This window comes from Polaromonas sp. (assembly GCF_012927415.1).
GTDB lineage: Bacteria > Pseudomonadota > Gammaproteobacteria > Burkholderiales > Burkholderiaceae_C > Polaromonas.
Window position 1 is genome coordinate 1 of record NZ_JABBPF010000036.1, and the last position, 24,686, is coordinate 24,686.

Annotated in this window: 24 protein-coding genes; 14 read left to right on the plus strand and 10 right to left on the minus strand. The window is 59.0% G+C overall.

The window, feature by feature from the left end; translation table 11 throughout:
- Positions 1-56 precede the first annotated feature (56 nt).
- The 4 genes from leuC (at position 57) to leuB (ending at position 3,541) form a co-directional block, all read left to right on the plus strand.
- Entirely contained in the window at positions 57-1,493 is a 1,437-nt protein-coding gene (gene leuC / locus HHJ19_RS03820) for a 3-isopropylmalate dehydratase large subunit (protein ID WP_296904211.1), read from the plus strand.
- A gap of 8 nt (positions 1,494-1,501) precedes the next feature.
- Complete coding sequence (locus HHJ19_RS03825; protein WP_296904213.1) at positions 1,502-1,642, plus strand: entericidin A/B family lipoprotein; 141 nt, start codon at positions 1,502-1,504, stop codon at positions 1,640-1,642.
- A gap of 15 nt (positions 1,643-1,657) precedes the next feature.
- Entirely contained in the window at positions 1,658-2,308 is a 651-nt protein-coding gene (leuD, locus tag HHJ19_RS03830) for a 3-isopropylmalate dehydratase small subunit (protein WP_296904215.1), read from the plus strand.
- A gap of 147 nt (positions 2,309-2,455) precedes the next feature.
- Positions 2,456-3,541: a 3-isopropylmalate dehydrogenase gene (gene leuB / locus HHJ19_RS03835; RefSeq protein ID WP_296904217.1), complete on the plus strand. Its 1,086-nt coding sequence runs from the start codon at positions 2,456-2,458 to the stop codon at positions 3,539-3,541.
- Between the two features lie 88 nt (positions 3,542-3,629).
- Here the strand turns inward: leuB and HHJ19_RS03840 are convergent, their stop codons facing one another.
- A complete protein-coding gene (locus HHJ19_RS03840; protein WP_296904219.1) occupies positions 3,630-4,424 on the minus strand; it encodes a LemA family protein in 795 nt (264 codons plus the stop codon).
- A gap of 502 nt (positions 4,425-4,926) precedes the next feature.
- Between HHJ19_RS03840 and asd the strand changes: the two genes are divergently transcribed.
- The 9 genes from asd (at position 4,927) to lysS (ending at position 16,363) form a co-directional block, all read left to right on the plus strand.
- Positions 4,927-6,066 carry an aspartate-semialdehyde dehydrogenase gene (gene asd, locus HHJ19_RS03845; protein WP_296904221.1) on the plus strand — a complete coding sequence of 380 codons (1,140 nt, stop codon included), beginning with the start codon at positions 4,927-4,929 and terminating at the stop codon, positions 6,064-6,066.
- A gap of 260 nt (positions 6,067-6,326) precedes the next feature.
- The gene (locus HHJ19_RS03850) at positions 6,327-8,990 is read left to right on the plus strand and encodes a FimV/HubP family polar landmark protein (protein ID WP_296904223.1); all 2,664 of its coding nucleotides are present in this window, start codon (positions 6,327-6,329) and stop codon (positions 8,988-8,990) included.
- A 64-nt stretch (positions 8,991-9,054) separates the two neighbouring features.
- On the plus strand, positions 9,055-9,849 hold the full coding sequence (truA, locus tag HHJ19_RS03855) for a tRNA pseudouridine(38-40) synthase TruA (RefSeq protein ID WP_296904225.1): 795 nt from the start codon (positions 9,055-9,057) through the stop codon (positions 9,847-9,849).
- Positions 9,850-9,896: 47 nt separating this feature from the next.
- Positions 9,897-10,655 carry a phosphoribosylanthranilate isomerase gene (locus HHJ19_RS03860; RefSeq protein ID WP_296904293.1) on the plus strand — a complete coding sequence of 253 codons (759 nt, stop codon included), beginning with the start codon at positions 9,897-9,899 and terminating at the stop codon, positions 10,653-10,655.
- A complete protein-coding gene (gene trpB, locus HHJ19_RS03865) occupies positions 10,633-11,901 on the plus strand; it encodes a tryptophan synthase subunit beta (RefSeq protein ID WP_296904227.1) in 1,269 nt (422 codons plus the stop codon). The genes HHJ19_RS03860 and trpB overlap by 23 nt, the downstream gene beginning before the upstream one ends.
- Entirely contained in the window at positions 11,898-12,716 is an 819-nt protein-coding gene (gene trpA, locus HHJ19_RS03870; RefSeq protein ID WP_296904229.1) for a tryptophan synthase subunit alpha, read from the plus strand. The genes trpB and trpA overlap by 4 nt, the downstream gene beginning before the upstream one ends.
- 88 nt (positions 12,717-12,804) lie before the next feature.
- Entirely contained in the window at positions 12,805-13,677 is an 873-nt protein-coding gene (accD, locus tag HHJ19_RS03875; RefSeq protein WP_296904231.1) for an acetyl-CoA carboxylase, carboxyltransferase subunit beta, read from the plus strand.
- A gap of 276 nt (positions 13,678-13,953) precedes the next feature.
- Positions 13,954-14,628, plus strand: coding sequence for an LON peptidase substrate-binding domain-containing protein (locus HHJ19_RS03880; RefSeq protein ID WP_296904233.1), 675 nt, complete (start codon positions 13,954-13,956; stop codon positions 14,626-14,628).
- A gap of 169 nt (positions 14,629-14,797) precedes the next feature.
- A complete protein-coding gene (gene lysS, locus HHJ19_RS03885) occupies positions 14,798-16,363 on the plus strand; it encodes a lysine--tRNA ligase (RefSeq protein WP_296904235.1) in 1,566 nt (521 codons plus the stop codon).
- A 16-nt stretch (positions 16,364-16,379) separates the two neighbouring features.
- Here lysS and HHJ19_RS03890 read toward each other — a convergent pair whose 3' ends face one another.
- Positions 16,380-17,564: a patatin-like phospholipase family protein gene (locus HHJ19_RS03890; protein WP_296904237.1), complete on the minus strand. Its 1,185-nt coding sequence runs from the start codon at positions 17,562-17,564 to the stop codon at positions 16,380-16,382.
- Between the two features lie 211 nt (positions 17,565-17,775).
- Here HHJ19_RS03890 and HHJ19_RS03895 point away from each other — a divergent pair, with 211 nt between their 5' ends.
- Positions 17,776-18,282, plus strand: coding sequence for a YgjP-like metallopeptidase domain-containing protein (locus tag HHJ19_RS03895; RefSeq protein ID WP_296904238.1), 507 nt, complete (start codon positions 17,776-17,778; stop codon positions 18,280-18,282).
- A 13-nt stretch (positions 18,283-18,295) separates the two neighbouring features.
- Here HHJ19_RS03895 and nagZ read toward each other — a convergent pair whose 3' ends face one another.
- The 8 genes from nagZ to lepB form a co-directional block, all read right to left on the minus strand.
- Positions 18,296-19,366, minus strand: a complete 1,071-nt coding sequence (gene nagZ / locus HHJ19_RS03900; RefSeq protein WP_296904240.1) for a beta-N-acetylhexosaminidase — start codon at positions 19,364-19,366, stop codon at positions 18,296-18,298.
- Between the two features lie 3 nt (positions 19,367-19,369).
- Positions 19,370-19,774, minus strand: coding sequence for a holo-ACP synthase (gene acpS / locus HHJ19_RS03905; protein WP_296904242.1), 405 nt, complete (start codon positions 19,772-19,774; stop codon positions 19,370-19,372).
- Positions 19,774-20,595: a pyridoxine 5'-phosphate synthase gene (locus HHJ19_RS03910; protein ID WP_296904243.1), complete on the minus strand. Its 822-nt coding sequence runs from the start codon at positions 20,593-20,595 to the stop codon at positions 19,774-19,776. Before HHJ19_RS03910 ends, acpS begins: the two co-directional genes overlap by 1 nt.
- Before the next feature lie 14 nt (positions 20,596-20,609).
- On the minus strand, positions 20,610-21,359 hold the full coding sequence (recO, locus tag HHJ19_RS03915) for a DNA repair protein RecO (protein ID WP_296904246.1): 750 nt from the start codon (positions 21,357-21,359) through the stop codon (positions 20,610-20,612).
- Between the two features lie 100 nt (positions 21,360-21,459).
- A complete protein-coding gene (era, locus tag HHJ19_RS03920; protein WP_296904295.1) occupies positions 21,460-22,416 on the minus strand; it encodes a GTPase Era in 957 nt (318 codons plus the stop codon).
- Positions 22,417-22,604: 188 nt separating this feature from the next.
- Positions 22,605-23,306 carry a ribonuclease III gene (gene rnc / locus HHJ19_RS03925; protein WP_296904248.1) on the minus strand — a complete coding sequence of 234 codons (702 nt, stop codon included), beginning with the start codon at positions 23,304-23,306 and terminating at the stop codon, positions 22,605-22,607.
- A complete protein-coding gene (locus tag HHJ19_RS03930) occupies positions 23,307-23,648 on the minus strand; it encodes a DUF4845 domain-containing protein (protein WP_296904250.1) in 342 nt (113 codons plus the stop codon).
- 70 nt (positions 23,649-23,718) lie between these two features.
- A complete protein-coding gene (gene lepB / locus HHJ19_RS03935; protein ID WP_296904252.1) occupies positions 23,719-24,684 on the minus strand; it encodes a signal peptidase I in 966 nt (321 codons plus the stop codon).
- Positions 24,685-24,686: the final 2 nt, after the last annotated feature.

Below are 24,686 nucleotides of genomic sequence, written 5' to 3' on the forward strand. Positions count from 1 at the left end.
CGCCTAAAATTAACCGAAAATTACGACGAGATTACGAAGGAAAACTGATGGCAAGCATGAATCAAGAAGCGCCCGGCCGCACGCTGTATGACAAGATCTGGGACGAACACGTCATTCACACCGAGGAAGACGGCACCTCGATCCTTTACATCGACCGCCATCTGGTCCATGAAGTGACCAGTCCGCAAGCCTTTGAAGGCCTGCGCGAAGCCGGCCGCAAGGTCTGGCGCATCAGCTCCATCGTCGCCACCGCCGACCACAACACGCCCACCACCGGCTGGGAACTGGGCTACGACGGCATCACCGACCTGGTCAGCAAGGAGCAGATCACCACGCTGGACGCCAATATCAAGGAATTCGGCGCGGCGGCGTTCTTCCCCTTCATGTCAAAACGGCAGGGCATCGTGCACGTCATCGGCCCTGAAAACGGCGCTACCCTGCCCGGCATGACGGTGGTTTGTGGCGACTCGCACACCTCTACCCACGGCGCGTTTGGCGCGCTGGCGCACGGCATAGGCACCAGCGAGGTCGAGCATGTCATGGCGACGCAAACCCTGCTTGCCAAAAAAGCCAAAAACATGCTCGTCAGGGTGGAAGGCCAGCTGCCCAGGGGTTGCACTGCCAAAGACCTCGTGCTCGCCGTCATCGGCAAGATCGGCACGGCTGGCGGAACCGGCTACACCATTGAATTTGCCGGTTCTGCCATCCGAGAGCTCAGCATGGAAGGCCGGATGACGGTCTGCAACATGGCGATTGAAGGCGGCGCACGCGCCGGCCTGGTGGCGGTTGACCAGAAAACCATCGACTATGTGAAAGGCCGCTTGCTGTCACCCACGGGCGTCGAGTGGGACATGGCCGTGCCGTACTGGAACACGCTTCATTCAGACCCCAGCGCCAAATTCGACGCCGTCGTTGAACTCGACGCCAGCCAGATCCTGCCGCAGGTTACCTGGGGTACGTCGCCTGAGATGGTGCTGTCGATTGATGGCCGCGTACCCGACCCGGACAAGGAAAAAGACGCCAACAAACGTGGCGCCATCGAGCGTGCGCTGATTTACATGGGCCTGGAGCCCGGCAAGGCGCTGAACGACCTGTACATCGACAAGGTGTTCATCGGTTCGTGCACCAACAGCCGGATTGAGGACATGCGCGAAGCTGCGGCTGTTGTCAAGCGGCTGGGCCAGAAAGTCGCCAAAAACGTCAAGCTGGCCCTGGTGGTGCCGGGCTCTGGCCTGGTCAAGGAGCAAGCCGAGCGCGAGGGCCTTGACAAGATATTCGTCGCCGCAGGTTTTGAGTGGCGCGAGCCGGGGTGCTCAATGTGCCTGGCGATGAACGCCGACCGACTGGAGCCGGGCGAGCGCTGCGCCTCGACCAGCAACCGCAACTTTGAAGGCCGGCAGGGCGCGGGCGGCCGCACCCATCTGGTCAGCCCGGCCATGGCCGCCGCCGCCGCCGTGCACGGCCATTTTGTCGACATCCGTAAATTTGTTTGAGGTGCATGATGAAAAAATCAACTACCGTGCTGCTGGCGATCGCCGTCCTGTTTATTTCCACCTTCGCGCTGTCTGGCTGCAACACCATCCGGGGCATTGGCCAGGACGTGCAGCGGGCCGGCTCCGCTGTTTCTAATGCGGCCCAATAACAGGCCGGGATTCGCATGCAAAAATTTACCGTACACCAAGGCCTTGTGGCCCCGATGGACCGCGAGAACGTCGACACTGACGCCATCATTCCGAAGCAGTTCCTCAAGTCGATCAAAAAGACCGGTTTTGGGGTAAATCTGTTTGACGATTGGCGCTACCTCGATGCCGGCTTTCCCGGACAGGACCCGACCAGCCGCAAGCCCAATCCCGACTTCGTGCTGAACCAACCGCGCTACGCCGGTGCTTCCATCCTGCTGGCGCGCAAGAACTTCGGCTGTGGCTCCTCGCGCGAACATGCCCCGTGGGCACTAGACCAGTTCGGTTTTCGCGCCATCATCGCACCCAGCTACGCCGACATCTTTTTCAACAACAGCTTCAAAAACGGCCTGCTGCCCATCGTGCTTCCCGAGGCGCAGGTGGCCCGGCTGTTTGATGAAGTAGCTGCCTTTCCCGGCTATACGCTGACCATTGACCTGGAGCGCCAGGTCATCGTCAAGGCGCAAGGCGAAGAACTGCCCTTTGAGGTGCAGGCTTTCCGCAAATACTGCTTGCTGAACGGTTTTGACGACATTGGTTTGACCCTGCAGCAGAGCGACAAGATCAAGGCTTTTGAAGCCAAACGGCTGGCGACCAAACCCTGGCTGAACCACACAGTGGCGGGCTGATTGCCGGTGCCACAGGCTTTAAACCCGGTACCGGGCGGGCTTGGCCCTCGCCGCTTGTCCCGCCCCCGAATTAATCGTGTTTATGAGTCAAATCGTGCTCTAGTCCAATGAGTACGGTTATAAGCAGCTATAAAAAAGAGAGCATTCATGAAAATTGCAATTCTTCCCGGTGATGGCATCGGAACCGAAATCGTCGCCGAAGCCGTCAAAGTACTGAAGGTGCTGGACTTGAAGTTTGAAACCGAGACCGCGCTGGTCGGCGGCGCTGCTTACGAGGCACATGGCCACCCGCTGCCAGAAGCCACACTGAAGCTTGCCAAAGACGCCGACGCCGTGCTGTTTGGCGCGGTCGGCGACTGGAAGTACGACAAGCTCGACCGGCCATTGCGTCCGGAGCAGGCGATTCTGGGCCTGCGCAAAAACCTCGGACTGTTTGCCAATTTCCGCCCGGCCATCTGCTACGCGCAACTGGTAGACGCCTCCAGCCTGAAGCGCGAACTGGTCTCCGGCCTGGACATCCTGATCATCCGCGAACTGACCGGCGACATTTATTTTGGCCAGCCGCGCGGCCGCCGCATCGCCACTGACGGTCATTTTCCCGGCGCAGAAGAAGCTTTTGACACCATGCGTTACTCGCGTCCCGAGATCGAGCGAATTGCCCATGTCGCTTTCCAGGCGGCACGCAAGCGCAAAGCTTCAGGGGGTGAAGGACGCGTCACCAGCGTTGACAAGGCCAACGTGCTGGAAACCTTCCAGCTTTGGAAAGACGTAGTGACTGAAATCGGTCTTCTGTATCCCGACGTGGCGCTGGACCACATGTATGTGGACAACGCCGCCATGCAACTGGTCCAGGCGCCGAAGAAATTTGACGTGGTTGTCACTGGCAACATGTTCGGCGACATCCTGTCGGACGCCGCCGCCATGCTGACCGGCAGCATCGGCATGCTGCCTTCTGCCAGCCTGAACGACAAGAACCAGGGCCTGTATGAGCCCAGCCATGGCAGCGCACCCGACATCGCCGGCAAGGGTGTGGCCAATCCGCTGGCCACAATTTTGAGCGCCGCCATGATGCTGCGCTTCAGCCTGAACCAGCCCGAGGCCGCCGTACGCATCGAAAAAGCCGTCGACCAGGTGTTAAGCCAGGGCCTGCGCACTCCCGACATCTACAGCGAAGGCACAACCCGCGTCGGCACGGTTGAAATGGGCGATGCGGTGGTCAAAGCCCTGACATGAGACCTTGAAGTTGCCTGCGGCTAACCTGCAGGACACACCGCCGGCAGATCGTCAAGGGCTGGCGGTGAGAGAAGCGCCGAACCGCTGGCTATTTAACAATCGGTTCTGTACCGGATCGAGCGTGCGGCTCAATATCGGTTGATCCCCGGGTTAAATCCTCGGGGTTGTCCCGGCTTTTTGCGTTATGCGCTTCAATTGCCAGTTTGGCGCGCTCCTGCGCTGCGTCAGCAAGCACCTTGCCGCCGCTCAATGCCCGGTTTCCAAGACGGACTGCGGAGGCCCCGGCAGCACCAAACAAAGCGCTCAGGCGTTCACCGTCGACATCGGCAGCAAAGCTCTTGAGTTCCCCCATTTCGGCCATGACGCCCTCTCCGCTGAATTCCAGATAGGGCGCTGCCTTGAAGCCAAGCGTGGAAGCGTAAAGCACATGGGGAATGGAACTTCGCTTGATGTTGTACTGTTTGACGGACGCGTTGTAGGTCTGCCGAACGCGTTCAAGATGGGCTTCACAAGACTGAATGCTTTCTATCAATTGCTGATACTGCTGATTCGCCTTGAGCTCGGGAAATTTCTGCGCCATACCCGAGATGGCTGACACGACCATGCCCGCTTGCTGGTGCATCTGCGCAATACCGCCCGCCGTGGACGCATCCTCCGACACTTTCAACATCACGAGCTTTTCCGATTCCTGGTATCCACGAACTATTTCAATCAGCTGGTTGGTCAGAGATACCTGTTTACGCGCAGTCACTCCGATGTTCGACCAAGCCTCACGAATGCCTTCCGACAGGCTCCGCAGCTTGTTGTAGCCCCACAGCGCGATACCGCCCAGCACCACAAATCCAAAAAACAACAGCTGGAAAATCGTACCTAAAAAACCCATGAATCCACTCATAAAAATCCCTTGAAAATTTGAAATCCTGATTGGCCTCAGGGAACACCGTTAGTCACAGCACACCGGATTCAAACAATGGCAGTCTTGCTGTTCAGGCAAAACGACAAAAGCCCGACACCTGTTTATCCGTCAGTAACAATTTATAACACTCAACGCTACAGGATCAAAAAACGGGCCTAAAGCTTTTTCTCGCCATTCAATGAAAAACCACACCTATGCCGGCTTAAAACCACGCTTTCGAGTTCCCACCCCGGGGGTTCCGTTGCACTCTGCGCGGGTCTTCGGTCAAGGCTGATTACAATGGCATGCCATGCCTACCAACCGCGAACCGTTCCATTGCTACGCAGCCTTGCGAGTGACCTCTGCACCGGTTTTTACGCGGATCACCCAAACGACCACCATTAAAGGCTGACAAGCCCGGTTCGTCGTGCCTTCCGGCTCGATGAGCCGGGCCAAAAAGCCGATTTCTCGTACTTTTTAAGGGCAACCCATGAAACTCAAAAGCAATCTCACCGGACTCGTCGGCTGGCGCGGCATGGTGGGCTCGGTACTGATCGACCGCATGCAGGTCGAAGGCGACTTCGAGCTGATCGAGCCGGTCTTCTTTTCGACCTCGAACGCGGGCGGCAAGGCCCCGGCGCAGGCGAAGAACGAAACCACCCTGAAAGACGCTTTCGACATTGACGCCCTCAAGAAGTGCGACATCATCATCACCGCGCAAGGTGGCGACTACACGTCTGCAGTGTTTCCCAAGCTGCGCGCTGCCGGCTGGAAGGGCCACTGGATTGATGCAGCCTCCACCCTGCGCATGAACGACGACGCGGTCATCGTGCTGGACCCGGTCAACCTGACGGTCATCAAGAACGCGCTGGCCAAGGGCGGCAACAACTGGGTGGGCGGCAATTGCACGGTCAGCTGTATGTTGATGGGCGTGGGCGCGTTGTACAAGGCCGGTCTGGTTGAATGGATGACGAGCATGACTTATCAGGCGGCATCCGGTGGCGGCGCGCAGCATATGCGCGAACTGTTGACCCAATTCGGCACGCTCAACAGCGAAGTCAAGGCCTTGCTGGACGACCCGAAATCGGCGATTTTGGAAATCGACCGCCGCATCCTGGCCAAACAGCAGTCCTTGAGCGCTTTCGAAACTGCCAACTTTGGCGTGCCTCTGGGTGGCAGTCTGATTCCGTGGATCGACAAGGATATGGGCGACGGCATGAGCAAGGAAGAATGGAAAGCTGGCGCTGAAACCAACAAGATTCTGGGCCAGGGTGAAGCTTTCGGCACCGCTGCCACGCCAGTCGATGGTTTTTGCGTGCGCATTGGCGCCATGCGCTGCCATAGTCAGGCACTCACCTTCAAGCTAAAAAAAGACGTGCCGCTGGCCGATATTGAAGCGATGATCGCGGCCGATAACGCCTGGGCTCGGGTCGTGCCCAACACGCGCCAAGCGTCCGTCAAGGACCTGACGCCGGTGGCCGTCACGGGCACGCTGCAGATTCCGGTCGGACGCCTGCGCAAGCTGGCCATGGGGCCAGACTATCTGGGAGCGTTTACTGTCGGCGACCAGTTGCTCTGGGGTGCTGCCGAGCCACTGCGCCGCATGTTGCGCATTCTCCTGCAAACCTGAAATTTGTAACATTTTTCGAAATTGATAATGTCTGGCTGCAACCGCCCTCCGTACAAAATGTCACGATACGTTGTCTTCAGACAACGACCGGATCTTGTAAGCCTATGCTTACCCGATGTGTCAAAACTTAAGCGATGTCTTAGCTTGTCAGCCTAATGCCTTGATGTTAAGGTTGTTTTTCGAAAATTCGTATCAAGGTTTTTGTGCGCTTAAGCAGTTTGAAGTTACATGCAGACCGAGCACTGGAGGCTCAAAACCCCATGAAAAATAGCGGTCGTTGGCGCATCGGCGCCCTGGCAAGTGCCGTTGCATTGCTGGGTAGCCTGGCAAGTCTTGAAGCTCACGCGCTGGCGCTGGGCCGGATTACCGTTCAATCCGCATTGGGGGAGCCACTCCGCGCAGAGGTTGACATTGCCGACATCAATGTCGAAGAAGCCTCCAGCCTCAAAGCTGGTATCGCACCGGCGGAAGCCTTCAAGGCAGCGGGACTCGAATACAACGCCGTGATGGCAGCGGGCCTCGAAGTCAAGCTGCAGCGCCGCGCCGATGGTCGGGCATACCTCAGACTGACGAGCAGCCGCCCGGTAACCGAACCTTTTGTGGACCTGATTCTTGAGGCCAATTGGTCGTCCGGCCGTATAAGCCGTGACTACACCATGCTGCTCGACCCGCCCAACCTGCGGTCCAATACAAACCCAGTAGAGCCAAACCCAGCAATACTGTCGCGGCCTGCCATGCCAAGCGCCCCGGTAGCGGCCAGGCCCCCTTCGCCTACCCCGTATTCCCCTCCCGTTTCAGCGGCTGCACGGCCCGCACCGGTTGTAAGGACACCTGTCGTCAAAGCCAGTCCGGCTGAAAAAATACCGGCAAGCGAGAAACAGCTCACGGTCAGGGCCGGGGATACCGCAGGGAAGATCGCCGCCCAAACCAAGCCGACCAGTGTGTCGCTCGATCAGATGCTGGTGGCCTTGCTGCGCAGCAATCCCGAGGCTTTCATTGGCGGCGACATCAATCGCATCAAGTCTGGCGCGGTGTTGGATATCCCGAGTGCACAAGCTGCAAGCGCCATCTCGCCCGGCGAGGCCACCCAGATCATCGTTGCGCAAAGCAGGGACTTCAACGCCTTTCGCCGCCAGCTGGCACGGAGCGTGCCCGCGACGCAGGTCGACAGCGCAAACCGCCAGGCTGGCGGCAAACTGCAGGCAAAAGTTGAAGAACGCGCACCGGCCAACGCCACCCCCGACAAGCTGACCCTTTCCAAGGGCGCCGTTCAGGGCAAGGCCGGCATTGCCACAGAAGAAAAGATTGCCAGGGCACAGGAGGAAAAAGCTGCCAGCAGCCGTATTGCCGAGTTGTCAAAAAATATCGCTGACCTGAACAAATTGAATGCCCCGCCTGCCGCAACCCCTGTCGCCAACCCGGCGCCCGCGTCAGTCGTTGCTGCCTCCACGCCTTCTGTACCGTCGCCGGTGGTAGTGGCAGTGGTCAATTCTGCGCTAACCGCCTCGCCCGCGGTTGTGCCGCCAGCCAGCGCTGCAGCCCGCAGCGCAGATACGGCGCCAGTTGCTGCGGCATCGGCCGCGGCGCCCCTTGCTGCTCCGGTTGCTCCAGTCGCACCGGCCTCCCAGCCCGGCTCCACAGCCAGGGCCGCAGTCGTGGCAGCTCCTGTGGCCGTCAAGAAGCCGGCGGTGGCGACTTCTCCAGCGCAGACAGAACCTGGTTTCATGAATCAGTTGCTTGAAAACCCGTTGCTTTTACCCGGTGCCATTGCTCTGCTGGCGTTGCTGGCCGGTTTGGGCTTTTATCGCTATCGCCAAAACAGCAGAAGAGGCCACGTAGACAGCTCTTTCCTCGAGAGCCGTTTGCAACCCGATTCCTTCTTCGGTGCCAGCGGCGGACAGCGCATCGATACGAGCGAAAGCAACGTTTCGGGCTCGTCCATGGCCTACACCTCCAGCCAGCTTGATGCAGCCGGAGACGTGGACCCGGTGGCCGAGGCGGATGTTTATCTCGCCTACGGACGCGACCTGCAGGCAGAAGAAATTCTCAAAGAGGCCCTGCGCACCCATCCAGCGCGCGTCGCAATTCATGCCAAACTGCTGGAAATTTATGCCAAGCGCCGAGACAGCAAAGCGTTTGAGGGCGTGGCCATTGACGCTTTCAAGCTGACACAGGGTTTCGGCCCTGAATGGGCTTACATCGCAGAGGCGGGCCGGGAGCTCGACCCAGCCAATCCGATGTATCAAGCCCGTGGAACGCCAGCCGGCAACCTGCGGGCCAACGAAGCAGCGGTCGGCGCTGTTATCGCAGTGCCCACCCCTGTAGCCGTGCACCCTGTGGACCTTGACCTGGATTTCTCGCTGGACGATCAGCCTGAGCAGTCCACTGCTCCTGCCGCCATCTCGGTTTCTTCACCCTACGAACATCAGCCCGTCGGCTCTGCCCACGTCAAGGATTCGGCAGCGGCGGTTTCCCCACACGATTTGGATCTGGACCTGGATTTCGGCCGTGCCATAGCGGCTCTGCCGGGTGGTTTCGATTCTGCGAAGCCCCCAACAGTTGAAAATCCTGCTTCACCCGATATTACTTTTCTCTCTGAAGGCATGGACTTCACGCCTGAGCCTCTTACCGCGCCGCTGCCACTCCCGACACGCAAAGCGTTCACCGCCCCGCCTGAAGACAAAGGCATGCTCGAATTTGACATGAGTTCGCTGTCGCTCGATCTTGGACCCACCACAGAATCGCCAGAGCTGGCCACGGCGGCCAAGCCGCAAGACCCGCTTGAAATCAAATTCCTGCTGGCCGAAGAATTCCGCGCCCTGGGTGACGCCGACGGCGCCAGATCGCTGGCTGACGAAGTGCTTTCCAAAGCCAGCGGCCCCTTGAAAGTCAAGGCCCAGGCGTTTCTCAACGCCCTTTCGTGAGCCAAGTTTAGTGTGCTCGCTACCCTGACGTGAAACCCCGACGTTCATCGGCGGAATATTATTCGTGAGGATTGCGCTCGGTATCAGTTACGGCGGCTGCGCTTACCAGGGCTGGCAGAGCCAGCTTTCCGGCAAAACGGTGCAGGACAAGCTTGAACTGGCGCTGGAGAAGTTCGCCGCCCGTCCCGTGCGCACCCTTTGCGCGGGGCGCACCGACGCCGGTGTTCACGCGCTGATGCAGGTGGTGCACTTTGACACTTCTGTGCAGCGTGACACTTCGTCCTGGGTACGCGGCACCAACGCCTTTTTGCCCTCCGACATAGCAGTGCAGTGGGCCCGGCAGGTTCCTGATGAATTCCATTCACGCGCAAGCGCCATAGCCCGCCGCTACGCATATGTGGTGCTGGAGTCGCCGGTTCGCCCCAGCGTGGAAGCCGGACGCGTCGGCTGGGTCTACCGCCCTCTTGATGGCCGTGCGATGCAGCAGTCCATACCGCATTTGCTGGGAGAGCATGACTTCAGTTCATTCCGGGCGGCGCAGTGCCAGGCCAAATCACCCGTGAAGACTATCAGCCGGATTGAAATTTCCCGGCGCAAGGGGCCAGCTTCGGGATATTGGCGCTTCGAGTTCGAAGCCAATGCCTTCCTGCACCACATGATCCGAAACATCATGGGGTGCCTGCTGGCCATTGGCCAGGGCAATCACCCGCCCGAGTGGATGGCCGAAGTGGTTGCCGCACGCAGACGCGATGTGGCCGCGCCCACCTTCTCCCCCCACGGTCTGTATTTCCTTGGCCCGGTCTATGAAGACCACTACGATTTGCCAGCGAGTACGGCGGCTTATGATTGGTTGCTATGACAGTTTCAACGAACAGGGAAGCCGTTGTCCGAAGCGCCACGCTGGCCTTGGCAAGTCCAGCCGCCTCGGACAGCGAAGCAGACGCAGCGACAAGCGGCGCATCTCGAACGCGCATCAAGATTTGCGGTCTGACCCGCGAAGCAGATGTCGATGCGGCGGTAGCAGCCGGTGCGGACGCTATCGGCTTTGTCTTGTACGAAGCCAGTCCGCGGTATCTCACGCTTGAGCGCGCAGCCGAGCTAGTCCGCCGGCTGCCGCCGTTTGTGACGCCAGTGCTCCTTTTCGTCAACGAATCCGATACAAAAATAATAGCGGCCTGCGACCGTATTCCGTGCGCAGTGCTGCAATTTCATGGTGATGAAACGCCTGAGGCCTGTCTGCGGGCGGGCCGGCCTTTCCTGCGCGCGGCACGCATCCCGCTGCAGGAAAACCCCGAGCCAGGCAGGCCCCGCTTTGATCTCTTAAAATACACGCAAGATTATTCAGCAGCCCAAGCTATCTTGCTCGACGCACATGTCGAGGGTTATGGCGGCGGTGGAAAAACATTCAATTGGTCACTTCTTCCTCGAAACGTCAACGCTCACCTCGTTTTGTCTGGTGGGTTGACGCCTGCAAACGTGACCGATGGTATTTTGCAAGTCAGGCCGCGTTGCAAAACGCTGGCCGTTGATGTGAGTTCAGGCGTCGAGATTTCGAAAGGAATCAAGAGCGCCGACAAAATCAGTCAATTCGTCGCAGCCGTTCGCGTTGCCGACGAGCAACTTGCAAAGAATCCTATTCATCATGTACGACTATCACCAACCTGACCTTGCTGGCCATTTCGGTATTTATGGCGGCAGCTTTGTTTCCGAAACGCTGACCCACGCGATCAACGACCTGAAAGACGCCTACGCCAAATATCAGCATGATCCGGAATTCCTGGCCGAGTTCCACTACGAGCTGAAGCATTTCGTGGGACGACCCTCCCCCATCTATCATGCCGCGCGCATGAGCCGAGAGCAGGGCGGCGCGCAGATTTACCTCAAGCGTGAAGACCTGAATCACACGGGTGCGCACAAGATCAACAACACCATAGGCCAGGCGATGCTGGCGCGCCGCATGGGCAAGCCGCGCATCATTGCCGAGACCGGTGCCGGCCAGCACGGCGTGGCCACCGCCACCATTTGTGCGCGTTACGGCCTGGAGTGCGTGGTGTACATGGGCAGCGAGGACGTCAAGCGGCAAAGCCCCAACGTTTACCGAATGAACCTGCTGGGTGCGACCGTGGTGCCGGTTGAAAGCGGCAGCAAGACGCTGAAGGATGCGCTGAATGAGGCGATGCGCGACTGGGTCGCCAACGTCGACAACACGTTCTACATCATTGGCACCGTAGCCGGGCCGCACCCCTACCCCATGATGGTGCGCGATTTCCAGAGCGTGATCGGCATTGAGTGTCTGAGCCAGATGCCCGAAATGAACGCCGGCAAACAGCCCGACGCGGTCGTCGCCTGCGTGGGCGGTGGCAGCAATGCCATGGGTATTTTTTATCCCTACATCTCGCATGAGCAAACCCGGTTGATTGGCGTGGAAGCCGCAGGCGAGGGCCTCGACAGCGGCAAGCACTCGGCGTCGCTGCAGCGCGGCCTGCCGGGCGTGCTGCATGGCAACCGCACCTATGTGCTGCAAAACGACGACGGCCAAGTGACCGAGACGCACAGCATCAGCGCAGGGCTGGATTATCCCGGCGTCGGCCCCGAGCATGCATTTCTCAAGGACATCGGACGCGCCGAGTATGTCGGCATCACCGATACCGAAGCGCTCAAGGCCTTCCATTACCTTTGCCGCACCGAAGGCATCATTCCGGCGCTGGAATCCGCCCACGCAGTGGCCTACGCCATGAAGCTCGCCAAAACCATGCGCAGCGACCAGAGCATCCTGGTCAATCTCTCGGGCCGGGGCGACAAGGACATCGGCACCGTGGCCGACCTGTCGGGCGCCGACTTTTACTGCCGCCCTTCCTGCCACGGCCAGAGCATCAAGGGGAGCTCACAAGTAGTGGAGTTCAAGCCATGAGCCGCATTAAACCCACGCTGGACGCACTGCTGTCCCAAGGCCGCAAAGCGCTGATTCCCTACGTCACGGCAGGTTTCCCGTATGCCGACGTTACGCCCGAGCTGATGCATGCCATGGTCGCGGGCGGCGCCGACGTGATCGAGCTGGGCGTGCCCTTTTCCGATCCCAGCGCCGACGGCCCGGTGATTCAGAAGGCTGGCGAAAAGGCTTTGGCCCAAGGGGTAGGCCTGCTCCAGGTGCTCGATATGGTCCGCGCCTTTCGCACCCAGGACAACACCACACCAGTAGTGCTGATGGGTTACGCCAACCCGGTGGAGCGCTATGACATCAAGCATGGCGCGGGCAGCACCGAAAGCGCCTTCATCCGCGATGCAGCCGCAGCCGGTGTGGACGGCATGCTGATCGTCGACTACCCGCCAGAGGAATGCGTCGGGTTTGCGGCCCGGTTGCGCGCGCACCAGATGGACCTGATCTTTTTGCTCGCCCCCACCAGTACAGAAAAGCGCATGGCCCAGGTGGCCGAAGTCGCCAGCGGCTATGTGTACTACGTTTCGCTCAAGGGGGTGACCGGCGCCGGCACGCTCGACGTCAACTCTGTCGAAGCCATGCTGCCGCGCATTCGCCGGCATGTGGGCATCCCCGTGGGCGTGGGTTTTGGCATTCGAGACGCGGCAACCGCCAAGGCCATCGGCAAGGTGGCTGATGCTGTCGTCATTGGCAGCAAGATCATCCAGCTGATTGAAAACCAGCCCCGTGACAAGGTTGCAGCTGTCGCCCATGATTTTCTGAAAGAAATCCGGACTGCCCTGGACTGACTTTTAGCGGGAGAAGCGCGGCGCATAATGGCGCCTTCCGCCCAACAAGCGCCGCTAATGCATGCCCGAATCAACAAGGATTGACACCATGTCTTGGTTAGAAAAACTCCTTCCCCCAAAAATCAGCCCCACCAACCCGACCGAGCGCCGCAGTGTGCCGGAAGGCCTGTGGATCAAATGTCCGAGTTGCGAGGCGGTGCTGTACAAGACTGACCTCGAAAAAAACCAGAACGTCTGTCCACAATGCAACCACCACCATCGTATTGGGGCGCGGGCCCGGCTGGATGCGTTTCTTGATGCTGAAGGGCGCTATGAGCTGGGCCAGGAGGTGCTTCCAGTCGATGCGCTGAAATTCAAGGACAGCCGAAAATACCCCGAACGCCTGAAAGAGGCGATGGAAAACACCGGCGAAACCGATGCGCTGATAGTGATGGGCGGTGCCGTGCACAGTATTGGCGTCGTGGTGGCCTGTTTTGAATTTGATTTTATGGGCGGCAGCATGGGCAGCGTCGTGGGCGAGCGTTTTGTACGCGGCGTCCATGCAGCGATAGAGCAAAAAGTGCCCTTCATCTGCTTCACGGCCACCGGTGGCGCCCGCATGCAGGAAGGGCTGCTGAGCCTGATGCAAATGGCTAAAACCAATGCCGCGCTGACCCGTCTGGCCAAGAAAAACCTTCCTTACGTCAGCGTGCTGACTGACCCGACCATGGGCGGCGTAAGCGCCGGCTTTGCCTTTATCGGCGACGTCGTGATTGCCGAGCCCAAGGCGCTGATCGGCTTTGCCGGGCCGCGCGTCATTGAATCGACCGTGCGCGTTACCCTGCCCGAAGGCTTTCAGCGTGCCGAGTTTCTGCTCGCCAAGGGCGCGGTTGACTTTATCTGCGATCGCCGCGAATTGCGAAAAACCGTGGCCAGTTCGCTGGCGATGCTACTCAAGCAGCCAGCCGATGCGGTGAGCTGACGGAAAACGGCGTGCTTCGCGTGCCAAAGCTGCCGCGCTGCGCCAAAAATGTCGTGCTGACAGGACCGTCCTTGGCCTGCCGCATCAGCCTGTGGGGTGACGACCCGGGTCGCTCAAGCGCACAATTTGAGCGCACGCTTGGCACATGCAGTTGCTGCAAGACAGGCACCAAGCCGAAAGAAACTCGCAAAAATTGGCGGTATTTGCTTGCCAAACCTGTCGTGAATAAATTGCCTGTGGGATGATGTGATTCACTGCAATTCGAAGCACCCTACCATGTCCGAAGCTTTGACTTTAATGTCCCTTCCGCTCTTTCCGCTAGACACCGTGCTATTTCCCGGCGGTTCGTTGCCGTTGCGGATTTTTGAGGTGCGCTACCTGGACATGATCGGCAAATGCCACAAAACGGGGGCGCCGTTCGGCGTGGTCTCGCTGACGGAAGGCTCCGAGGTTCGCAAGCCCGGAGACGTTTCAGGCAAAGGTGCCGTGCCCAGCGGCGACGCTTTTGCGCACGAAGCCTTCAACCCGATTGGCACCCTTGCAACCATTACCGGTTTTGCTGTTCCCCAACCCGGCCTGATGGTAATTCAGTGCAGCGGTGTCCGGCGCTTCAAGATCACCCGACAAGAGAAGCTGAAACACGGCCTGTGGATTGCCGATGTCACGCAGCTGGAAGACGAGCGGCCCGTGAAGATTCCCGACGACCTGCAAAAAGCCGCCGACGCGCTGGGAAAACTGATTCAGAACCTGCAGGAACGCAACGTTCCATCCGATCAGATGCCGATGCTGGCGCCCTACCAGCTCGACGACTGTGGCTGGGTCGCCAATCGCTGGTGCGAATTGCTGCCCATGCCACCGGATCTTAAACAGCGCCTGATGGAACTGGACAACCCTTTGCTGAGGCTGGAGCTGATCTGCGACATGCTGGAACGCACCGGCATTTCATTCTGAAATCTTGCGGCAGACAGAACGGTACTTGGGGCAAATTCGCTTTTTGCATCATGCCGCCGGGAAAAATGCTTGCTTAAAACCTAAAATCGAAGATTCGGCGCTTTTGCCACTTTTTTGTTGGCATTGCGCTTGAGCCCTTGAGCAATCCTCTTTCCCGGAATACCGACCTATGTCCAGCCAGCCGAATTCGCACACTACCGCCAGCATTGCCCCCGTTCACCAAGACGAAAACCAGCTCATGGTCGAGCGCCGCGAAAAGCTCAAGGTCTTGCGTGAAGACCAGGCTGAAGGCAAGGGGGTAGCCTTTCCCAACGACATCAAGCCCGGACACCGTGCCGAGGCCCTGTTTGCGCAGTACGGCCAGCTAAGCAACGAAGAGCTGGAGGCACTGGCGGTAAAAGTTCATGTCGCCGGCCGCATGATGCTCAAGCGCGTCATGGGAAAAGCCAGCTTTGCCACCCTGCAAGACGCCTCGTTCGGCCCGTCCGGCGGCCGCATACAGCTCTACATCAACAACGCCGGCGTGGGCGAAGAAGTCCATTCGGCGTTCAAGCACTGGGACCTCGGTGACATCATCGCGGCCACCGGTCTGCTGTTCCGGACCAAAACCGGTGAATTGTCGATCCACGCTGACAGCATCCGGTTGGTGACCAAAAGCCTGCGCCCGCTGCCCGACAAATTCCACGGCATGGCCGACCAGGAAGTCAAATACCGCCAGCGTTATGTCGACCTGATCATGGACGAGGGCGCGCGCAGGCGTTTCATGGCGCGCAGCAAGGCGGTCAGCGGAATTCGCGACTTCATGGTGGCGCATGATTTCCTGGAAGTCGAAACGCCGATGCTGCATTCGATTCCGGGCGGCGCCAATGCCAAGCCATTCAAGACCCATCACAATGCGCTGGATCAGGAAATGTACCTGCGCATCGCGCCAGAGCTCTACCTCAAGCGGCTGATCGTCGGCGGTTTCGAGCGTGTGTTCGAGATCAATCGCAGCTACCGTAACGAAGGCATCAGCGTTCGCCACAACCCTGAGTTCACCATGATGGAGTTTTACGCGGCGTGGTGGAATTACACCGATTTGATGAGCTTCACCGAAGCGCTGATCCGTGATGCCGCCCAGAAAGTCTGTGGCTCGCTCCAGCTGACCTATGCCGGCAAGCCGGTCGATCTGAGCCAGCCCTTTGAACGCCTGACCATTCGCGAAGCCATCCGCAAGCACACCGAGGCGGGCGAACAGGTGGACGACCCGGCCTGGCTTACCAAGGCGCTTAAAAAACTCGGCCTTAACGAGGATAAAAATCGTTTGTCAACGCGCTCGCTGGCGAGCTTGCAGGTGATGTATTTTGAGGAAACGGTGGAAGAAAAACTCTGGCAGCCGACCTTCATCTGCGAGCACCCCGTCGAAATCTCGCCGCTGGCGCGCGCCAGCGACACCAATCCCGGCGTGACCGAACGCTTTGAGCTTTACATCACCGGCCGCGAGTTCGGCAATGGCTTCAGCGAACTCAACGATGCCCAGGAGCAAGCGGCTCGCTTCAACGCCCAGGTCGAAGCCAAAGACAGTGGCGACGACGAAGCCATGTTCTACGACCATGACTTCATCCGCGCGCTGGAATACGGCATGCCGCCCACCGGCGGCTGCGGTATCGGCATAGACCGGCTGATGATGCTGTTGACCGACAGCCCGAGCATTCGCGACGTGATCCTGTTCCCGGCGCTTCGCCGGGAGGTCTAAAGTCGGAATCGCCGCTTCAGGCGAGTCCGTCTGGCCGCTTGACAACAGCACCAGGCGCTCTTTCAACCGGCAGCCGCAAATCGTCTAGATAGTCGCGTGCAATGTTGACGCTGCATTCGACGCCGATCATTTTGTAGCGTTTGGCCAGCCATTCTTTGGCGCAGCGCTTGCCCAAGTCGCGTAGCGCATAAATAAGGTCTGCCCCGGTCGAGGCCTTGCTGGCGGCGCTGTATTTCTCCAGCGCTTCGCCGCCATCAATGCGGTGCATCAGCACATCCTTGTACTGGGCGGGATCAAGCTTGCCCGCGGCCAGCAGGCGCTTGACGAAATCAATGGCGCGCATCTCGGCAACCAGGCCCGCATTGAACGTGATTTCGTTGACCCGATCGGCGATCTGCCCCGGCTGGGTCGGCAATTCGGCACGCTCGATGGGGTTGATTTGCACCAGCATGATGTCGCGGCTCCAGCACTCGTAGATCAAGGGATGCAGCGCCGGATTGCCGGTGTAGCCGCCGTCCCAGAAGTGGTCGCCGTCAATCTCGACCGCACGAAACACCATCGGCAGGCAGGCCGATGCCATGACCGCATCGGCCGTCAGGCGCTTGCCTGAAAACACTTCGGCCTTGCCGGTTCTGACGCGCGTCGCCACCACAAAAACCCTGGGCGTGGCCGGGTGCGGCGCTGCCGCCAGCCGCTCGAAATCGACTTGGGACTCCAGAAAACCCTTGAGCGGGTTGATGTCAAACGGGTTGCTCTGATAAGGCGATAAGGTGCTGGACCAGTAACGGGTAATTTCATCGCTCCAGGATTTGCCCGACCAGATCCCGTGACCCAATTGCCCAAACAGGACATTGAAAGGCGCGCGTTGCCAATCGGACAACGATTTGGATACCGAGGAAGACAAGGCCCCCATATCCACAATACCGGTCCAGAACTTGCCCAGCGCCTGCCTGGCAGCGTCATTTCGGCCGGTCCTCGACTGGCCCTGCGCCTGCGTCAGCCCGTGCGCCAGCACAACAGCGTTCATGGCACCGGCGCTGGTGCCACTCACACCTTCGATATCAATGCGGCCGTCTTCCAGCAATGCGTCAAGCACACCCCAGGTGAACGCTCCATGCGAGCCGCCGCCCTGCAGCGCCAGATTGACCAGCGGGCTGGCGCGAAGCGGATTTTTGTCAGCAGAAACAGTCGATTGATTCATGGCCCTAGGTTAGCAAAATATCGCCGACTGAACCCGAAAGCTGCGGTCGACCCTTTCCCTGCGTCAACGGACTGACGGGGCTAAGATTGCAACCAGCGACGCCCACCGAAAGTCAAATCGGCACAAATCACCCGATTTATGGTCATTTCTGCCCCACGTCCAATAACTATCGTCATAGTATGCTATGAAATTTATAGCAATACGGATTTCCATGAAATACCTCACAGGCTACCCCGAAAGCCTCAAAGCGCAGGTGCGGCAGCTGCTGACACAAGGCCGGCTCGGCGAAACACTGCTCGCCAAATACCGCCTCGCGCACAATGTGCGAACCGACAAGGCTTTGTATGACTTCGTGATGGCGCTGAAAAACGATTTTCTACGCAACTCGGAACCGCTGTCGAAAGTGGCGTTTGACAGCAAGCTCCAGATCATTACCCACGCGCTGGGAACGCACACCACCGTGTCACGTATCCAAGGCAGCAAGCTCAAGTCCAAACGCGAAATCCGCATCGCGTCGCTGTTCAAGGAGGTGCCGATGGAGTTCCTGAAAATGATTGCGGTGCACGAGCTGGCACACATCAAGGAAAAGGCGCATGACAAGGCTTTTTACCAGCTCTGCACCCATATGGAGCCGCAGTACCACCAGTACGAATTTGATCTGCGGGTCTACCTGACGCATATCGACACGGCCGGGAAGCTGGCTTGGCCGGCGGCCTGAGCCTCCTCAAAGATCAGCAAATCAGCCCCATCGCATGCATATAAGCCGGGTGCAGCATCAGCTCGTCCCAATCGTGGGCCGGGCGGGTCGGAAGCAGATCGAGCCGGCGCATTTCGCTGGACTCCAGCGCTTCCCACTCACCCTTGAGCAGCGCTTCGGCCATGCCGTCGAGCAACTCGTCGACTGGCTTGCCGCCACCCACCGACTGGTTGCATAGCAGCGCCATGTCGCAGCCCGCGTTGAGCGCAGCGACGGCGGCCTGGGTGTAGCTGACGTGCTTGCCGTCGATGACGCGAGCGCCAGCCATGCTCAGGTCGTCACTGAAAATTGCGCCGCCAAAACCAAGCTGGCCACGCAGGATGAAAGTCAGCCATTTTTCTGAAAAACCGGCGGGCCGGGCATCGACCCTGGGGTAGATCACATGCGCTGGCATGACGCTGGTGAGCGTGGTGTTGAGCCATTCATAGGGTGCGGCGTCGTCGGCCAGAATCTTTTTCAGACTGCGTTTGTCGACCGGAATGTCAGTGTGGGAATCAGCTTTGACAAAGCCGTGGCCGGGGAAATGCTTGCCGCAGTTGGCCATGCCGCTTTGCAGCAGCCCGTGCATCAGGCTTTTGGCCAGCAGCGTGACGACGCGCGGGTCGCGGCCGAAAGCACGGTCTCCAATGACGCCGCTTTCGCCATAGTCGAGATCAAGCACGGGCGTGAAGCTTAAGTCCACGCCGCAGGCGCGCAATTCGGCACCCAGCACATAGCCGCAAGCCGTGGCGGCATTGGTGGCGGCCAGCTGGTCCTTCATCCATTGCTCGCCAAGCGCGCGCATCGACGACAGGTGAGTCATGCCATCGGTTCGAAAGCGCTGCACCCGGCCGCCTTCGTGGTCAACGCAGATCAGCAAATCCTGGCGCACGCTTTTGATGTCGGCGCACAGGTCTCTCAGCTGCTGGCGGTCTTTCCAGTTGCGACCAAACAGGATGATGCCGCCGGTGAGCGGATGCTTGAGACGGCGGCGATCGTCTTTGCCGAGCGACAGCCCTGCGATGTCGATGATAAGAGGGGCGTGTTCGGTAAGGTGGGGGGTCATGGATCAAACAGGGTTATTCAGATGTTCCACCACTACAAAGCTGGCAGCGTAGTCGGTTTCATCAGTCACGGAAACATGGGCAGTGAGCTGGTGCGACTCAAACCAGTTCTTGAGCGCGCCATGCAACACGATTTGGGGTTTGCCGCTCGCGGCCTTGGCAATTTCGCAATGGCGCCAGGTCATGGGCATACGCATCCCGAGGCCAATCGCCTTGCTGAAAGCCTCTTTGGCTGAAAAGCGTGTGGCGAGGTAGCTGACGCCCCGGTCGGGCCAGCGCGCGCTGCGCGCCCTCCAGGTTTTGAGTTCGCCCTCGCTCAGGATTTTCTGCGCCAGGCGCTCACCGTGGCGATCAAGACTGGCGCGAATGCGGCGTATGTCGCAGATGTCCGTGCCGATGCCGTAAATCATCAGGAAGGCAGGACCGGCGCAAACGCCTCGTTGATGCAGCGCAGATAGTCCTTGACGGTGGCCGCGTAACCCAGCTCCAGCGCGTCGGCAATCAAGGCGTGGCCAATCGACACCTCCTGCACCCCGGGAACGGCATGCAGGAATTCCGTGAGGTTGTCACGATTGAGATCGTGACCCGCATTCACGCCCAGACCGACAGTTGCCGCTGCTTGCGCGGTCTGGACAAAGCGGCTCAAAGCCTTGTTTTTCGCGCTGCTGGACCAGCCGCTGGCGTAGCTTTCCGTGTAGAGCTCAACCCGGTCGGCGCCAACCGCTTTGGCGGCGGCCATCATTTCGGGAACAGGGTCCATGAACAGGCTCACCCGCACTCCCCGCGCCTGTGCCTGTTCAATGAGCGGCTTGAGTCGTTCGGCATCCTGCGGGAAGTTCCAGCCATGGTCGCTGGTTAACTGGTCTTCACTGTCGGGCACAAAAGTGCATTGATGCAGCGGCAGGCCCCTGGCGGACAGGTCGCGGACAAAATGCATCAGATTTTGCAGGGGATTGCCTTCAATATTGAATTCGCAATGCGGCCAGTCCTTCATCAGTGCCGCCAGTTCGTACACGTCATCGGAACGAATATGCCGCTCGTCGGGCCGGGGATGGACAGTGATGCCCTGCGCACCGGACTGCAGACACAATTCGGCGGCGCGAGTCACGCTAGGAATATCAAGGTGGCGGGTATTGCGAAGCAACGCAACCTTGTTGACATTGACCGACAAGGCAGTCTTGCGGGCCCCGGGAGGGGTTGCCGGATGGTCGGGGTGAAATAGTGCAATCATGGCGGATTTAACGGTTAAAGAGCTTGCAGGTCCATCATCATTTGCCGGGTTTTAAGAACCTTCACACCGCAATGGTAGTGCAGCAGGGCGCGCAGCTGGATTTTCAGCTCATTGAGGCCGGGTATGCACGCCCGAACGGTATCAGAAAACAAAGCTTTGTCACCGAGCGCCTGCTGCAATTCCTGCCAATGTGCGCCGGGCAGGCTGACGCGGTCGTCGTCATGCGCCTGCCGAAGGCCGGCCTCTGCCACCAGGACGTAGTGCGTGTCGGCATGCAAGGTGCGCAGCGTGGCCGTTTCAGTATCCAGCATGGGCAGCAAGCCAATGTCGCGTAGCAGACGCAACTCAAAAGCGCGCAGCGCCAGCTGCAGTGTGTCGCTGTTCTGGCTCGCCAGCAGTTGCACCGTGGCGGCGTAGGCGTCAAACAGCACCGGATGCGGGTCATCGCGTGCCAACAGGCGCATCAGCAACTCGTTGAGGTAGTAGCCCGACAACAGCGCGTCGCCAGTGGGCATCACATGGCCGCCCTGCCATTCGGCGCCTTTAAGGCTGCGGATTTCAGCGTCACCACCGAAGGCAACGTGCAGCAACTGCATCGGCAGCAGGATAGGCCGGAAGCTGGAGCTGGGTTTTTTGGCTCCCCGCGCCACCAGCGCCACTCGCCCATACTGGCGGGTGAACACGTCCAGGATCAGGCTGGACTCGCTCCAGTCGTAACGGTGCAGCACATAGGCGGGCTCGTTGCTGATTCGTTGGGTAGCCACGGCTCACGGCCTTAAGCCACCGGACGCAGCGCCACACCGGCCAGATTCAACCCCTGGGGCAGACGGCGAACGACACGAAGCGACTCGCGTTAGCCCTGTTTCACTCATAGCCGAAGGTTTTGACGCGCGCCTCGTCATCGGCCCAGCCGGAACGGACCTTGACCCAGATCTCCAGGAAAACTTTGCCGCCGGTAAGCACTTCGAGTTCGTGCCGCGCCTCCGTGCCTATGCGCTTGAGCTTTTCGCCCTTCTCGCCAATGATCATGCCCTTGTGACCGTCGCGCTCGACCACGATGGTGGCGGCAATCTTGCGCAGATTGCCTTCTTCTTCATACTGGTCGATGATGACGGTCGAGGTATAGGGCAGTTCGTCACCGGTCAGGCGAAACAGCTTTTCGCGAATAATTTCGGCCGCCATGAAGCGGTCGCTGCGGTCAGTCAGTTCGTCGGCGCCGTACATCCAGGGTTGAACCGGAAGATATTTTTCGCAGATACCGAACAGCCGCTCGACGTCCTTGGCATTGTTGGCCGACATGGGAACAAACTCGGCAAAGTTGTGACGCTCCTGCATGGACCTGAGCCAGGGCGCTATTTCCGCACGGCGATGGATCAGGTCAAACTTGTTGGCCAGCAATATTGCGGGGGTTTTTTCCGGCAGCAGTGCCAGCACTTTGGCGTCCGCGAGATTGAACTGGCCAGCCTCGACCACAAAAACGATCAAATCCACGTCATTCACCGCCCCCACTACCGTGCGGTTCAGCGAACGGTTCAGCGCATTGCCATGCCGGGTCTGAAAGCCGGGCGTGTCGACAAAGACAAACTGCGTGGCATCCCGCGTGCGCATACCCGTGATGCGGTGACGCGTGGTCTGCGCCTTGCGGGAGGTAATGCTGACTTTTTGGCCCACCAGAGCGTTGAGCAAGGTTGACTTGCCCACGTTGGGTTTGCCAACGATGGCAATCAGGCCGCAACGCTGTTCGCCAGCAGGCGCAGCGTTGCTGGCAACTTCTTCCGCCGGTAAGGCGGGCCCGCGCGACGGCAGTGCGTGGCTCAGCATTGCATCCAGCGCATCCTTGCTCTGCCCGGATTCGGTAGACGTTTTTGGCAGCGCAGCAGCGTCGTGTGGCGAAGTTTTCGCGGACTGGTGGGGTTCTTTTTTTCCGGTGCTCATAATCAGATTAATAGGGTTGGGCTGAGACCTCTTGAGACTTCTTCAAAGTTTCTGCAAAGGCCTGCAGCGATGCGTCAGGAAGCGAGTGTCTTGACCAACAGCAGCATGGCCGCTGCCGCGGCCTGCTCACCGGCCCGACGTGACCCGCCAATCCCCCGCTCAGCGCGGCCAAATTCAGAGATTTCGCATTCCACATCAAATGTCTGCTGGTGCGCCGCGCCCATGGTACCCACGACCCGGTAGATTGGAAGGTTCATTTTTCGCCCCTGCAACCACTCCTGCAATTCGGTTTTCGGGTCTTTTCCAATCGCCTGCATCTGCGGATTGACTTCCACATCCCGGAACAGCCGGCGCACCAGCTGGTCGGCCTTGTCATAGCCTGCGTCCAGGTAAACAGCGCCTATCACCGCCTCCAGGGCATCGGCGAGGATGGATGGCCTTTTCTGGCCACCAGACCGGGCTTCGCCTTCGCCCAGCCGCAGCATTTCCGGCAAACCCAGTACGACGGCCAGCTTGTGAAGCGTGTCCTGCTTGACGAGATTGGCGCGGACCCGGGACAAATCACCCTCAGGCAATTCGCTCAGTTGCTCATACAGCAACCCGGCCACAGCCAGATTAAGCACCGAATCACCGAGGAATTCAATGCGTTCATTGTGGTCGGCCGAAAAGCTGCGATGCGTCAGGGCCTGTATCAGTAGCCGGGGATTGGCAAAATCATGTTCAAGCCGTTTTTGCAATGCCGGCAAATCCGGGCTTGATGGAGTGCTGGCTCGCACTTACTTGGATCGACCGTTGTACTTGAGCAGCAGAAAGGCGGGGCCCGCCATATGAAGTTCGCGAGTATAAGCGAAGGCCACGACGGTCTTGTTGCCTTCCTTGGTGACTTCCAGGTCTTTTCCCGAAATCGAGGCGATGTCGTCAATCGCGGCGGCCTTGTCGAAGATGGATTTCACCTCTGCCACCGTGGTGCCATCTTTCGCCTTGTTCGCCGCCTTGGTGATGGCCTGGTATTCAATCAGCGTCGGCACCACCTGGGCGGCCAGAATACCGGTGCAGGCAACCACGCCGCCTACAAACAAAAGGCCGATAAAGGATATGCCCCGTTGCTGATTTTTCATTTTTTATCCTGCTTGGAGAAATTTGGGGATTCAAGGCTTGGAGCTTCGCAGCCTCTGCCCAATACCGAAGTTAATTGAAAGACCCGATGCGTTTGAGGTTGCCGAAATTCATCCAAACGAAGAAAGCTTTACCGACGATGTTTTTCTCCGGCACAAAGCCCCAATAGCGGGAGTCAAGCGAGTTGTCTCGGTTGTCACCCATCATGAAATACTGACCTTCCGGCACCTTGCAAACCACGCCCTCGCTACTGTATCGGCAATTTTCCCTAAAAGGGAAATTGTCGGCTCCGGCAATGAATGCCGGGCGGTCATCGTCATTGAGCAGGCGGTAAGTCCGGCCGCCATTGGTTTCCTGAAACTGCTTGGCGTAGCGCAACACGTCTTCGTCAAAAAAATCAGCCAATGGGGTCTTCGGCAAAGGCTTGCCGTTGATGGTGAGCTTCTTGTTGAGATAGGCCACCTCGTCACCGGGCACGCCTACCACGCGCTTGATGTAGTCGAGGCTGGGCTTGGGCGGGTAACGAAACACCATCACATCGCCGCGCTCGGGATTGTGGTTGTCGAGCACCTTGATATTGAGCACCGGCAGGCGTAGCCCATAGTGAAATTTATTGACCAGAATCAGGTCATTTACCAGCAGCGTCGGAATCATCGAGCCCGACGGGATTTTGAAGGGCTCAAACAGGAAGGAACGCAGCAGGAAAACAATGATGATGACCGGAAACAGCCCAGCGGTCCAGTCCAGCCACCAGGGCTGCATGATGAGCCGGCTTCCAACTTCACGGGTATTGTCGTCAACCTGGTTGATGCCCATTTTGGCCAGCTCGGCCTTGCGCTTCACGGCATTGGCTTCAAGCGCGAGAACAGCCTTGCGCCGCTGTGGCAAAAAGTAAAACTGCTCAGCCAGCCAATAGACGCCCGTCACCACCGTCGCCAGAAACAGCAGCAGCGAAAAGTTGCCCTCTACGATGCCGAAATACCACGCCGCGCCATAGCTTACGAATGCGGCCAGCACTACGGCGGTGATGGAACTCATTG